We start from the raw sequence: 14,261 nt of genomic DNA, 5'->3' as shown, positions 1-14,261 counted from the left end.
TGCCAGAAATAGGCTTAACGATCATTACCGTGATGTGCTCATTTAAATCGGTTGTGTCATCAAACCAACGGATTTTACGCCAGCCTGATGCAACAAATTCAACGCTTTAATGATCTCATCATAAGGAACATCCTTCGCGCCACCAATCAAAAAGACCGTCTTAGGGTTGGTTGCCAGTCGCGATTGCGCTTCAGCCACCACCTGCTCTGCCGGGAGTTGCTCCATACGGTTTTGCTCAACAACCAGACTATATTGCCCTATACCTGAAACCTCTACGATCACGGGCGGATTGTCGTTGCTGGAGACCGTTTTTGAATCGGTCGCATCAGGCAGATCCACCTCGACGCTCTGCGTAATAATCGGCGCAGTCGCCATAAAAATCAGCAACAGCACTAACAGCACGTCCAGTAACGGAACAATGTTGATCTCGGATTTCAGCTCACGACGGCCTCTGCGTACTCGTGCCATGATCCCCCCTGATTACTTGCTGTTGTCGCTGGAGAACGCCTGACGGTGCAGGATCGCGATGAACTCTTCAGTAAAGTTGTCGTAGTTCTGCTCCAGTTTGCCCACCCGCAGGCTCAGGCGGTTATACGCCATGACCGCAGGAATCGCTGCAAACAGGCCGATCGCTGTAGCAATCAAGGCTTCGGCAATACCAGGGGCAACCATCTGTAAGGTTGCTTGCTTCACTGCGCCCAGCGCGATGAAGGCATGCATGATTCCCCAAACGGTACCGAACAGGCCGATATACGGGCTGATAGAACCGACAGTGCCCAAAAAGGGAATATGCGTTTCCAGCGTTTCCAACTCACGATTCATTGAAATACGCATTGCGCGGGACGCCCCTTCCACCACAGCTTCCGGCGCATGGCTGTTAGCACGATGCAGTCGTGCAAATTCTTTGAAACCTGAATGGAAGATTTGTTCAGTGCCCGTCAGGCTATCGCGACGGCCCTGGCTTTCCTGATAGAGACGCGACAGTTCGATGCCCGACCAAAATTTGTCTTCGAACGCCTCAGCCTCGCGCGTCGCCGAATTCAGGATTCGGGTACGTTGGATAATGATCGCCCAGGAAGCGATAGAAAAACAGATTAAAATCAGCATGATTAGTTTGACCAGAAGGCTTGCCTTCAGGAACAAATCAAAAACGTTCATGTCAGTCACTGCTTGAACTCCGCGACAATAGACTTAGGAAGCGCAATTGGCTTCATTTGATGTGGATCGATGCATGCGATCAAAACTTCAGCATGGCTTAGCAGGGTGCCATGAGCATTGAGAATACGCTGTGCGAAAGTCAGAGAAGCGCCACGCAGCGAGATAATCTCACTTTGCACTTCCAGCATGTCGTCGAGGCGAGCAGGAGCAAGATACTCCACCGTCATCCGACGAACAGCAAACGCGACATGCTCACTTAGCAAGGCTTGCTGGTGAAAGTTGCGCTCACGCAGCGCTTCGGTTCTTGCCCTTTCATAAAAGGCAACATAGCGCGCATGGTAGACAACGCCACCTGCATCAGTGTCTTCAAAGTAGACTCGAACTGGCCAGCGAAACAACGAATTACTCACTCTACATCCCGGTAATGCATTAAACCTCGCTACTATACGCAAGAGAAATGAGGTTTGGAATGGATTGTGACAGCGGAAAGAAAATAATTATGGGCTGCAAGCAACCCATAACTAAATGGAATAGGAGACTATTTTAACCGAAGAAATAGTACAATCCTGCGCACAGGATCACAAAGGCGGGAAGTGGTGCGAAAAACGCACGCCAGAGCAGGCGATGCGGACGAAAACCAACGCCGTGAACAACGCCAGCACAGACGGCCCAAATCAGCAGCAGCCCCTGCCAAACAGCGAGTTCACTGGTACGCGCCGCAAAGCGCGTCGGATCCCAGAATACACAGCCCGCCAGCAGCAACGCCATGATAAGGGAAAGAGCCCTTATCGGGCTCTTATCCATCAGGCGATAGAGTTTATCGACCAGATCACTCATTGCTTATCTTCTTCAGCCGCTTTGCTTGCCTCACTCTGCTCAAGCGCCAGGGCCGTAATAATCCCCAGTGAGCAAGCAAGAAGCGTTCCGAGTATCCAGGCAAAATACCACATAAATTAAGCTCCTTACTTAGTACATAGAGTGAGTGTTTTGCTCAATCTGCTCTTTGGTAATGCGACCGAACATCTTGTAGTAACACCATGCGGTATAAGAAAGCACGATAGGAACGAAAATAATCGCAACCACGGTCATCACTTTCAGCGTCAGCAGGCTCGACGTCGCATCCCATATCGTCAAGCTGACGTTAGGCACGGTCACTGACGGCATGATGAACGGGAACATGGCGATCCCTGCTGTCAGAATTACACAAGCAATCGTCAGAGAAGAGAACAGGAATGCCCATGCACCTTTTTCTGCGCGCGCCATAAGGGTAGTCAGCACCGGCAGTACTACGCCCAGAGCAGGAATAGCCCACAAGATCGGATGATTATTGAAGTTGATCAACCAGGCACCCGCCTGATGAACGACTTCTTTACGCAGTGGGTTAGATTCAGCGGCGGTGTTAATCGCAGACGTCACGACGTAACCATCGATACCGTAAACAACCCATACGCCAGCCAGAGCAAATGTCACCATCATCACCAGCGCGGAAATCTGCGCGGCAGATTTGGAACGCACGTGCAGATCGCCCGTGGTCCGCATCATCAGGTAGGTCGCACCCTGAGCAAGAATCATCGTCAGGCTCACCACACCAGCCAACAGACCAAACGGATTCAGCAGTTGGAAGAAGTTTCCGGTGTAGTACAGACGCAGATATTCATCGACGTGGAACGGCACACCCTGCAACAGGTTGCCAAACGCAACGCCAATAACAACTGGCGGAACAAAGCTACCGATGAAGATGCCCCAGTCCCACATGCCACGCCAGCGTGGGTCTTCGATTTTTGAACGGTAATCGAAGCCAACAGGACGGAAGAACAATGAGGCCAGCACCAGAATCATGGCAATGTAGAAACCGGAGAACGCAGCGGCGTAAACCATCGGCCAGGCAGCAAACAGCGCGCCACCTGCGGTGATCAACCAGACCTGGTTACCGTCCCAGTGCGGCGCAATGCTGTTAATCATGACACGACGCTCGGTATCGCCACGCCCCATCAGACGCACCAGAATGCCCACGCCCATGTCAAAACCATCAGTGATAGCGAAGCCAATCAGCAAAATACCGATCAACAGCCACCAGATAAAACGTAAGACTTCATATTCAAACATAGTGGACTCCTGTTTACCGTGCTTCCTGCGCAGCCGCTATAGGTTGTTCAAAATGGTAGCGCCCTGTTCTCAGGCTGCTCGGCCCCAGGCGTGCGTATTTGAACATCAGATACATTTCTGCAACCAGGAAGAGCGTATACAGACCACAGATCAGCGCCATTGAGAACAGGATGTCTCCTGCTGTCAGCGATGATGTAGCGACAGCCGTTGGCAGAATTTCACCGATGGCCCACGGTTGACGGCCGTATTCAGCCACAAACCAGCCTGCTTCAATAGCGATCCACGGCAGCGGAATACCATACAGTGCAACGCGGTGCAGCCAGCGTTTCTGACCAATTTTGCCACGCAGAACGGTCCAGAAAGACAGGCCGATGATCAACAGCATCAGAATGCCGCAGCCCACCATGATACGGAAAGAGAAGTACAGCGGCGCAACGCGTGGGATAGAATCTTTAACCGCTTGTTTAATCTGCGTTTCTGTCGCGTCAGAGACTTTCGGCGTATAGCGTTTCAGCAGCAGACCATAGCCCAGATCCTGCTTAGACTGATCGAACGCTTCTTTGACTGCTGGGTCGGTATTACCCGCGCGTAGTTCTTCCAGCAACTGGTAAGCTTTCATACCATTGCGAATACGCACTTCATGCATCGCCATCAGTTCTTTCAGACCAGTGACTTCTTTGTCAGTAGAACGTGTGGCAATGAGTCCCAGAGCATAAGGGATTTTGATGGCATAGTTATTTTCCATCGTATCCTGGTTCGGGATGCCAATCAGCGTAAAGGATGCCGGAGCTGGCTGGGTTTCCCATTCAGCTTCAATTGCTGCCAGTTTGGTTTTCTGCACGTCGCCCATTTCATAACCGGATTCATCACCCAGAACGATAACAGACAGAACAGAAGCCAGACCGAAGCTTGCTGCGATAGCGAATGAACGCTTGGCAAACGCAATGTCGCGGCCTTTCAGCAGATAGTAAGAACTGATCCCCAGAATGAACATCGCGCCCGTACAGTAGCCTGCAGCCACCGTGTGAACGAATTTCACCTGAGCAACCGGGTTCAGTACCAGATCGGCGAAGCTCACCATTTCCATACGCATGGTTTCGAAATTGAAATCCGATGCGATGGGGTTTTGCATCCAGCCATTGGCAACCAGAATCCACAGTGCGGAGAAGTTAGAGCCCAGCGCGACCAGCCAGGTAACGGCCATATGCTGTACTTTTCCTAAACGGTCCCAGCCGAAGAAGAACAAGCCAACAAAGGTCGATTCCAGGAAGAATGCCATCAGGCCTTCAATTGCCAACGGCGCGCCGAAAATATCCCCGACGTAGTGAGAGAAATATGACCAGTTGGTCCCGAATTGAAACTCCATGGTCAATCCGGTAGCGACCCCCAGAGCGAAGTTAATAGCGAATAACTTGCCCCAGAATTTGGTCATATCTTTATAGATTTGTTTGCCAGACAGCACATATACCGTTTCCATAATCGCCAGCAAAAACGCCATCCCCAGCGTTAATGGTACGAATAGAAAATGGTACATTGCAGTTAAGGCAAACTGTAAACGTGACAGTTCGACTACATCAAACATTTTGACTCCTTGCTCCTCGCAGGAAGGGATTAGCTTGCAAACGCTGACAAGCCGCCAAACATCCGGCCATTACACCCAAAAAGAACACAACAAGAATTGCTTTAACACAGGCTGTAACAAACGCTATAAATACCGTTCACCAGGGCAGTCATACCCCGACAGCAAGTTCAAGATAAATCACAAGTATTACAAGTAGCGTACCCCATAGGGAGGTAGCCGTATATTACGCCTGTAATCCCCTACAATAAATAGGTTTTTACGTGACCCAGACTAGGTTTTTGGCTTCAAATCAACTTTTCAGCTAAAAGACCTGAAAGGCGATAATTGACCTCGCGCAATTTAAGCCTATTTCAGAAATTATATCCAGAGGCGTTTTTTGATCTAAAACAATTTAACGCTTTTCTCGTGATTGGTGCGTTGCATTAATTTCTTTATTGCACTCATTGTTAATGCAATGTGACTTTTCGGTTTAATTAAAATTAATTCAGCAATATAATTTTTACTTTCAGTTATCGATTATTCACATGCTTTTTTTATCTTCTATTTTATGTCAGATTTTTATTTTTTATTGCTGACAACGACACGGTATTTCTTATCAAATGACAGTGAACTCTCCTGCCCTTCCCCAGTGCGCCGCCGGTTTGTCACGCTGCATGCAAAAGCGGAGGCCAAAAGGCCTCCGCGGTGGTTACAGATAAGACGAGACATAGCACACTGAGATGATTTACATCTTCGCTTTCATACGTTCGATAGCCTTATCGTAAACCGTGTTACTTTTCTCGCTTTTTGCAAGCTCATAATGCTGAAGTGCATCGCTGAACTGACCCGCATTCTCGTAGATTTTTGCAATGTTGTAGTACGAACTGGCACGCGTGGTCGCCGCATTGTTACCGCTTGCCAGCGCAATCGCTTTGCGATTGGCCCAAATAGCTTCGGCAATATTGCCCCGCTTTTGATAAGCCAGACCCAGGTTACTGTATGCCTGACCAAATGCGCTGTCCTGTTCGATCGCAGCCAGGAACAGCGCCGTGGCCTGTTCCAGTTCACCGCGTCCATAGGCAGCCTCGCCGTCACGGTTGAGCGTTTTTGCCAGTGCGGTATTCCCGGTAACGGAAGTGGCTGTCTGCGCCGGGTTCAGCACCATTGGCAACGCATTACCATCCTTCGCTTTTGAGAAGTCTGCCTCGCCAACGGCATTGATATCTTCAAAATCACCGTTAGGGTTAAGACGGAAAACCGTCCAGATATTCCCTGTCTTATTCAGTGGTACGGAATACGTCCGCACTAATGAACTCCCTACATAGACAAATACTTTTGCACTACTTGCGGAAAGTGCTGGTGAATTATTTTTATCACCGTTCGTATAATCATGAACGGCATAAATATAACTTTCACCTAAACGCTTTTTATCAATGGTGATGGTTTCCGGCCCAAAGCTATCGGTATCATCAACATCAAGATTGGCATCGCGTCCTTTCTTGTGTTGGAAATAAATATGATTATCCGGATAAATGAGATGAGAATCTAAATCGAAAGGTCTTTCACCCCAAGTTAATACAATTCTCATACCATCCAGGTTTTTCATTACTGGACTAATAGCATAAGTCATTCCATCACACGGACATTTCACCACTAGATCGGAATAACCTTCTTTTTTAATGATCAGCAGACTGTCCTGATCCACCTCGAACGGCGCGTTAAGCCCCACGCGGCCTGTGGCATCAGAGCGTGCAGTCACTGACTGCGCACCGTTCTTCTGTAGAATCACCGCTGCATCATCAATCTTTTTATCTTTAACTGTCGCACTGAGCACTTCAATATTAATAGACTGTGCGCTGGCTGCGCAGGTAAATACAGACAATGCCAGCATCAGCGCTTTTATATTTCCTTTCACACAACATCCCCTTAAGGCAAATTAATTAATCATTCCCTGCTTACATGAAATCAATGAAATAATCTTCATTTCTGTTTATCACTAATCAGCCCTTTCAGGCGCGCGAATTATCCAATAAAACCGCGAAAAAGTCATGTGCAATTCAATTGTGCCGATTAACCTTAACGGCACAATTTGAATAAAAAAAAGCCACCCGAAGGTGGCTAGAGTATTTAATCGAATAATCGATTAACGCGCTAATATCGCTTTTACTGCATCACCGATATCCGCCAGGCTGCGAACGGTTTTAACACCCGCTGCTTCTAACGCCGCGAATTTATCATCAGCCGTACCTTTACCACCCGCTATGATTGCACCCGCGTGGCCCATGCGCTTGCCCTTCGGCGCCGTCACACCCGCGATGTAGCCGACAACCGGCTTAGTCACGTGTTCTTTAATGTACGCTGCCGCTTCTTCTTCCGCCGTACCGCCGATTTCACCGATCATCACGATGGCTTCGGTCTGCGGATCCTGTTCAAACAGCTTCAGAATATCGATGAAGTTAGAGCCAGGGATCGGGTCACCGCCGATACCGACACAGCTGGACTGACCCAGCCCGGCATCGGTCGTTTGCTTCACCGCCTCATACGTCAGCGTACCTGAACGAGAAACGATACCCACTTTACCCGGCAGGTGGATATGGCCCGGCATAATACCGATCTTACATTCGCCTGGGGTGATCACACCTGGGCAGTTCGGACCGATCATACGCACGCCGCTCTGGTCGAGTTTCACTTTCACCGTCAGCATATCCAGCGTCGGGATACCTTCGGTGATACAGATAATCAGCTCGATACCAGCGTCAATCGCTTCCAGAATAGAGTCTTTACAGAACGGAGCAGGAACGTAGATAACAGATGCGGTTGCGCCCGTCGCTTCTACTGCCTCACGCACCGTATTAAATACGGGCAGCCCCAGATGCTCCGTGCCGCCTTTACCCGGCGTCACGCCACCAACCATTTGCGTACCGTAAGCAAGTGCTTGCTCAGAGTGGAATGTCCCCTGACTACCGGTAAAACCCTGACAGATAACTTTGGTATTTTTATTAATCAGAATGGACATTATTTACCCTCCACTGCTGCAACAACTTGCTGAGCGGCACCCGTCAGGCTGGTCGCGGCGATAATATTCAGGCCGCTATCCGCCAGTTTCTTGGCACCCAGCTCCGCATTGTTTCCTTCCAGACGTACAACAACCGGTACGTTAACACCCACTTCGGCCACCGCGCCAATGATGCCGTCAGCGATCAGGTCGCAACGCACAATGCCGCCAAAGATGTTAACAAAGACAGCTTTTACCTTGTCGTCAGACAGGATAATTTTGAACGCTTCAGTAACGCGTTCTTTCGTCGCACCGCCGCCAACATCAAGGAAGTTTGCAGGAGCACCGCCATGCAGCTTCACGATGTCCATGGTGCCCATGGCCAGACCGGCACCGTTCACCATACAACCAATGTTGCCGTCCAGCGCAACATAGTTCAGTTCCCACTGTGCCGCATGCGCTTCACGGGAATCTTCCTGGCTTGGGTCACGCATTTCGCGCAGCTCAGGCTGACGGAACAACGCATTGCCGTCCGCGCCCAATTTGCCATCCAGACACACCAAATCGCCCTGCTTAGTGATAACCAGCGGGTTGATTTCTACCAGTGCCAGATCGCGCTCCAGGAACAGCGTCGCCAGACCCATGAAGATTTTGGTGAATTGAGCAACTTGCTTACCGCTCAGGCCCAGTTTGAAAGCCAGTTCGCGCCCCTGATAAGGCTGTGGGCCTACCAGTGGATCGATCGCCGCTTTATGAATCAGTTCCGGCGTCTCTTCCGCCACTTTTTCAATTTCTACGCCACCTTCTGTGGACGCCATGAACACCACGCGACGCGTGCCACGGTCAACAACTGCACCCAGATAAAGCTCTTTGTCGATATCTGTTGCCGCTTCAACCAGAATTTGATGAACCGGTTGGCCCTGCGCGTCAGTTTGATAAGTAACAAGTTTTTTACCTAACCAGTTTTCAGCAAAGGCGCGGATATCTTCTTTGTTACTGACGACTTTAACGCCGCCCGCTTTACCGCGACCGCCTGCGTGAACCTGACATTTTACGACCCACGGACCCGCACCAATTTTAGACGCGGCTTCTTCCGCTTCACGCGGTGTGGTACAGGCATAGCCGGTCGGTGCCGGTAAACCATATCGAGCAAAGAGTTGTTTTGCCTGATACTCGTGTAAATTCATGATGTTCTATCCATTTAGGTTTGGAGATAAGTCGGCAGGCGGTTTTTCATCACCGACTCTTTCGGTAGAGAAAAACGCCAATAACTCTCTGATATATTTGGATAACGCCGCTGAAAAAAGCGACCTGCATAGCACTTAATCTGATATATCGCTTCGGGCGGAAACCGTCAGGGTTATCCGCCCGAGATCAAACGTCTACCTGTCGGACTACACGTCTAACAGCAGACGCGCCGGATCTTCCAGCATCTCTTTCACCGTCACCAGGAAGCCAACGGATTCACGGCCGTCGACTAAACGGTGATCGTAAGACAGCGCCAGATACATCATCGGCAGAATAACGACCTGACCATCCACCGCCATTGGGCGATCTTTAATGGCGTGCATACCCAGAATCGCACTCTGCGGTGGGTTGATGATCGGGGTAGACATCAGAGAACCAAAGACGCCGCCGTTGGTAATCGTGAAGTTACCGCCCAGTAACTCTTCAACCGTCAGCTTGCCGTCACGGCCTTTCACTGCCAGATCTTTGATACGCTTCTCGATGTCGGCCATGCCCAGCGCATCCACATCACGCAGCACTGGCGTAACCAGACCACGCGGAGTCGAAACCGCAATGCTGACATCGAAATAGTTGTGGTAAACCACATCTTCGCCATCAATAGAAGCATTCACTTCAGGATAACGCTTCAGCGCTTCGACCACGGCTTTGATGTAGAAGGACATAAAGCCCAAACGCACACCGTGACGCTTCTCAAACGCTTCGCCGTACTGCTTGCGCAGATCCATGATGGGCTGCATGTTGATTTCGTTGAACGTCGTCAGCATAGCCGTGCTGTTTTTCGCTTCCAGCAGACGCTCTGCAACACGTTTACGCAGGCGCGTCATCGGTACGCGTTTTTCACTGCGCGCACCCAAAGCAGGCGCCGGAGCAGCCGAAGCCTCAGACTTAGCCGCTTTGCCAGGTTCTTTCTTCTGGGCAGCCAAATGCTTATCTACGTCTTCACGAGTAATTCGACCACCTACGCCGCTGCCTTTGATAGCAGAGGCATCAAGATCGTGCTCTGCAATCAGACGGCGGATCGCAGGGCTGAGTGCGTCGCTATTCTCTTCTTCCAGCCCAGCCGTATGGCGCTGTGCCGGTGTTGATTCTTTGCTCTGTGATTTCTCGCTGGTTTCTTTGCCTGAGCTGTCGCCACGACGGATACGACCCAGCAGTTGGCGAGACGTTACCGTAGCGCCTTCCTCTTCCAGCACAGCATCCAGAATGCCAGCTTCAGAAGCAGGCACTTCCAGTACAACTTTGTCAGTTTCAATTTCAACCAGTACTTCATCGCGCTGAACGCTATCGCCTGGTTTTTTATGCCAGGTAGCAACAGTGGCGTCAGCGACGGATTCAGGCAGGTCGGGTACAAGAATATCTACGCTACTCATTATCTATCCTTTTATTTAATCAACGTTCAGCGCGTCATCGACCAGATCTTGCTGTTGTTTCTGGTGTACGGACATATAGCCAACGGCGGGTGATGCAGACGCCGGGCGTCCTGCGTAACGTAAAGAAGCCCCAAACGGAATCACTTCACGGAAATGGTGCTGACTGCAATACCAGGCTCCCTGATTCAGTGGCTCTTCCTGACACCACACGAAATCGTGAACATGGGCAAAAGATTCCAGTGCCGCTTGTACTGCCTGATGCGGGAACGGGTAAAGCTGTTCGATACGGACGATCGCGACATCTTTCTGCTCGTTCTTGCGGCGCTGCTCCAGCAAATCATAGTAGACCTTACCGGAACAAAGCACGACACGCTTCACGGCTGCCGGATCTAATTCTTCTATTTCGCCAATCGCAGGCTGGAAGGAGCCGTTCGCCAGTTCTTCCAGCGAAGAGATCGCCAGCGGATGGCGCAACAGGGATTTTGGTGACATGACCACCAGCGGACGGCGCATTCCGCGCAGCGCCTGACGGCGAAGCATGTGATACACCTGTGCAGGCGTTGACGGAATACAAACCTGCATATTTTGCTCAGCGCACAATTGCAGATAACGTTCCAGTCTCGCAGACGAGTGCTCTGGGCCCTGTCCTTCGTAACCGTGCGGCAGCAGCATAACCAGACCACACATCCGGCCCCACTTCTGCTCGCCGGAGCTGATGAACTGGTCGATAACCACCTGCGCACCGTTGGCGAAGTCACCAAACTGCGCTTCCCAGATGGTCAGCGTGCGCGGTTCTGCGGTCGCATAACCGTATTCGAACGCCAGAATCGCCTCTTCGGACAATACGGAGTCCCAGACGTTAAACGCGCCCTGCCCGTTATGCACATGATTCAGCGGCGTGTAGCTGGAACCGTTTTTCTGGTTATGCACAACAGCATGGCGGTGGAAGAACGTACCGCGGCCGCTATCCTCACCGGACAGGCGAATCGGAATGCCCTCGTCAACCAGCGTCGCGTAGGCCAGCGTTTCCGCCCCGCCCCAGTCAAACGGCTTGTTGCCAGCGGCCATTTCGGCACGGTCAGCATAAACTTTGGCAACGCGAGGATGAACGTCAATCCCTTCCGGCACTTCACTGATACGCTTCGCCAATTCCTGCAAGCGTTTCATTTCTGTTGCGTGCGGATAAGGCTCATCCCACTCATGGTTCAGATAAGGCGTCCAGGTAAAGGACTGCATATCCATTTCACGCCATTCTTCTACCACACACTCACCCGCATCGAGCGCGTCGCGGTACAGATTGACCATTTCAGTGGCATCTTCCAGCGTGATGGATTTTTCCTGCTCCAGACGGTCGGCATAGACCTTACGTGGCGTAGGATGTTTTTTGATCTTCTGGTACATCATCGGCTGCGTTGCACTTGGCTCATCAGCTTCGTTATGACCATGACGGCGGTAACAAATCAGATCGATAAATACATCGCGCTTAAAGGCGTTGCGGAAATCCAGCGCCAGACGCGTAACAAACGCCACCGCTTCTGGATCGTCTGCGTTAACGTGGAAAATAGGCGCCTGCACCATTTTACCGATATCGGTACAGTACTCAGTGGAACGGATATCCAGCGGGTTAGACGTGGTGAAGCCGATACGGTTGTTGATAACAATACGCAGCGTGCCGCCAACTTCGTAGCCACGCACCGTCGACATATTCAACAGTTCCTGAACCACACCCTGACCACTGACTGCCGCATCGCCGTGAATGGTGATTGGCAGAACACGTGGACCACTCTGACTGCTAAGGCGGTCAAGACGCGCACGAACCGATCCCGTCACAACCGGGCTGACGATTTCAAGATGCGAGGGGTTGAACGCCAGCGCCAAATGCACCAGGCCGCCAGCAGTCTCGAATTCCGACGAGAAGCCCTGATGATATTTCACGTCACCCGTACCCAGGTGTTCTTTATGCTTGCCGGCGAATTCGTCGAACAGATCCTGAGATTTTTTGCCCAATACGTTGATCAGCACGTTGAGGCGGCCACGGTGCGCCATCCCCAATACCACTTCACGGGTGTCGTTCGCGCCCGCATGGCGAATCAGCTCTTTCAGCATCGGAACCAGCGCATCGCCGCCTTCCAGCGAGAAACGCTTCGCACCAGGATACTTAGCACCCAGATAACGTTCCAGCCCTTCGGCTGCGGTTAATTCTTTCAGGAAACGACGCTTTTCTTCGAGAGAAAATGACGGCTGCCCCATTACCGATTCGATACGTTGCTGGATCCAACGTTTCTCTTCCGTACTGGTCATGTGCATATATTCCGCACCGATAGAACCGCAATAAGTGCGCTTCAGTGCTTCATACAGATCTTCCAGCTTCATGGTGTCTTTGCCGATGGCAAAAGAGCCCACGTTGAAGGATTCCTGTAGATCATCCTGCGTCAGATTGTGGTAATCCAGATCCAGTTCTGCAACTGGCTCCTGAGGGCGCAGGAAAATCGGGTCTAGGTTAGCGCGCTGATGTCCACGGAAGCGGAACGCATTGATCAGCTGCAATACCTTGACCTGCTTAGCATCAATATCGGGATCGGTGACTGATGAGGTAAAGCGCGAAGAGTCTTTCGCCAGACGGCGGAAATATTCACGCGTTTTGGAATGGAGTTGATCCGGTTTGACCCCACTCGTAGGCAATTGCTGGAAGATCGAGCGCCAGCTATGTTCGATCGAGTCAGGATCGGTTAAAAAATCTTCATAGAGTTGCTCTATGTAGGACTGATTCGCACCCGCCAAATAGGAGGAATCCAGCCAGGCCTTCATTGCGCCGTTCTGCATTATGATCCCTTAAGCTAATAAGCTTCAGTTTTCGCCGTGGTTAACATGTAATTAGTGCCCGTATCTCATTTACTATACAAACGGTTCACTTGTCGTACATCGGTACGCGCTTAGGGTATCCATCCCCCCTAAGGAACCTTTAAAAACCGGTTCTGGCGCGTAAGCCGGTTTTTAAAGGTTTCCTGCGCTCCCTCTGAAGAATAGCAACTTCAGAGGGAGATACATGTTTTACTACTTATCTTTATGCAATAACGCGTTACGTACTGACTATCCGTTACGCGCTGCGGTGCAACAGCATCGATTTAATATGGCCGATAGCCTTGGTCGGGTTCAGCCCTTTCGGACACACGTTGACGCAGTTCATGATGCCGTGGCAGCGGAAGACGCTGAACGCATCGTCCAACTCGTCCAGTCGTGGCTTGGTTTCCGTATCGCGGCTGTCGATCAGGAAACGGTAAGCCGCCAGCAGCCCCGCAGGCCCAACAAACTTGTCCGGGTTCCACCAGAACGACGGGCAAGACGTTGAACAGCAGGCGCACATGATGCATTCATACAACCCATCCAGCTTGGCACGTTGTTCAGGCGATTGCAGATGCTCACGCGCCGGCGGATTTTTCCCATTATTCAACAGGTAAGGCTTTATTTTCTCATATTGGGCATAGAACTGTCCCATGTCCACTACCAAATCACGAACAACCGGTAATCCAGGTAAAGGACGGATAACAATTTTGCTGTTTCCGCGACGTAACGCAGAAACTGGCGTAATACAGGCCAACCCGTTTTTGCCGTTCATGTTAACGCCGTCGGAACCGCAGACGCCTTCACGGCAGGAACGACGGAATGACAGCGTCGGGTCCTGCTCTTTCAGCAACATCAGCGCATCCAGCAGCATCATGTCGCGGCCTTCTTCCGCTTCCAACTGGTAATCCTGCATCCGCGGAGCATCATCAACATCCGGGTTGTAACGATAAATAGAAAATTCGAGTTTCATCGTTTGATC

13 protein-coding genes are annotated in these 14,261 nt (G+C 51.0%); all 13 read right to left on the bottom strand.

Going from position 1 to position 14,261, the window contains the following annotated elements:
• Window positions 1-42: 42 nt before the first annotated feature.
• The 13 genes from tolR to R9X49_RS02520 all read right to left on the bottom strand — a co-directional run bounded on the left by tolR (window position 43) and on the right by R9X49_RS02520 (window position 14,252).
• Window positions 43-468, bottom strand: a complete 426-nt coding sequence (tolR, locus tag R9X49_RS02580; protein WP_005973933.1) for a colicin uptake protein TolR — start codon at window positions 466-468, stop codon at window positions 43-45.
• A gap of 12 nt (window positions 469-480) precedes the next feature.
• Window positions 481-1,167: a Tol-Pal system protein TolQ gene (gene tolQ, locus R9X49_RS02575; RefSeq protein WP_129703655.1), complete on the bottom strand. Its 687-nt coding sequence runs from the start codon at window positions 1,165-1,167 to the stop codon at window positions 481-483.
• Window positions 1,164-1,568 carry a tol-pal system-associated acyl-CoA thioesterase gene (gene ybgC, locus R9X49_RS02570; RefSeq protein ID WP_039348462.1) on the bottom strand — a complete coding sequence of 135 codons (405 nt, stop codon included), beginning with the start codon at window positions 1,566-1,568 and terminating at the stop codon, window positions 1,164-1,166. Before ybgC ends, tolQ begins: the two co-directional genes overlap by 4 nt.
• Before the next feature lie 133 nt (window positions 1,569-1,701).
• Window positions 1,702-1,995, bottom strand: a complete 294-nt coding sequence (ybgE, locus tag R9X49_RS02565; protein WP_039302106.1) for a cyd operon protein YbgE — start codon at window positions 1,993-1,995, stop codon at window positions 1,702-1,704.
• Window positions 1,992-2,108, bottom strand: coding sequence for a cytochrome bd-I oxidase subunit CydX (gene cydX / locus R9X49_RS02560; protein WP_015839522.1), 117 nt, complete (start codon window positions 2,106-2,108; stop codon window positions 1,992-1,994). The genes ybgE and cydX overlap by 4 nt, the downstream gene beginning before the upstream one ends.
• Window positions 2,109-2,124: 16 nt before the next feature.
• Window positions 2,125-3,264 carry a cytochrome d ubiquinol oxidase subunit II gene (gene cydB / locus R9X49_RS02555; RefSeq protein WP_256599680.1) on the bottom strand — a complete coding sequence of 380 codons (1,140 nt, stop codon included), beginning with the start codon at window positions 3,262-3,264 and terminating at the stop codon, window positions 2,125-2,127.
• Between the two features lie 13 nt (window positions 3,265-3,277).
• Complete coding sequence (gene cydA / locus R9X49_RS02550) at window positions 3,278-4,846, bottom strand: cytochrome ubiquinol oxidase subunit I (protein WP_319847086.1); 1,569 nt, start codon at window positions 4,844-4,846, stop codon at window positions 3,278-3,280.
• A gap of 724 nt (window positions 4,847-5,570) precedes the next feature.
• Entirely contained in the window at window positions 5,571-6,740 is a 1,170-nt protein-coding gene (locus R9X49_RS02545) for a tetratricopeptide repeat protein (protein ID WP_413775871.1), read from the bottom strand.
• A gap of 228 nt (window positions 6,741-6,968) precedes the next feature.
• Window positions 6,969-7,841, bottom strand: coding sequence for a succinate--CoA ligase subunit alpha (sucD, locus tag R9X49_RS02540; protein ID WP_014914674.1), 873 nt, complete (start codon window positions 7,839-7,841; stop codon window positions 6,969-6,971).
• A complete protein-coding gene (sucC, locus tag R9X49_RS02535; protein WP_040034615.1) occupies window positions 7,841-9,007 on the bottom strand; it encodes an ADP-forming succinate--CoA ligase subunit beta in 1,167 nt (388 codons plus the stop codon). The genes sucD and sucC overlap by 1 nt, the downstream gene beginning before the upstream one ends.
• A 207-nt stretch (window positions 9,008-9,214) precedes the next feature.
• Window positions 9,215-10,438, bottom strand: a complete 1,224-nt coding sequence (gene odhB, locus R9X49_RS02530) for a 2-oxoglutarate dehydrogenase complex dihydrolipoyllysine-residue succinyltransferase (protein ID WP_319847085.1) — start codon at window positions 10,436-10,438, stop codon at window positions 9,215-9,217.
• 15 nt (window positions 10,439-10,453) lie between these two features.
• A complete protein-coding gene (gene sucA / locus R9X49_RS02525) occupies window positions 10,454-13,261 on the bottom strand; it encodes a 2-oxoglutarate dehydrogenase E1 component (protein WP_319847084.1) in 2,808 nt (935 codons plus the stop codon).
• Between the two features lie 274 nt (window positions 13,262-13,535).
• Window positions 13,536-14,252 (bottom strand): succinate dehydrogenase iron-sulfur subunit, encoded by a 717-nt coding sequence (locus tag R9X49_RS02520; protein ID WP_319847083.1) that lies wholly within the window; start codon window positions 14,250-14,252, stop codon window positions 13,536-13,538.
• Between the last annotated feature and the right edge of the window lie 9 nt (window positions 14,253-14,261).

This window comes from Pectobacterium carotovorum (assembly GCF_033898505.1).
Classification (GTDB): Bacteria; Pseudomonadota; Gammaproteobacteria; order Enterobacterales; family Enterobacteriaceae; genus Pectobacterium; species Pectobacterium carotovorum_J.
The sequence above is the reverse complement of the archived record's forward strand: the minus strand, read 5'-3'. Positions and strand labels throughout refer to the sequence as shown.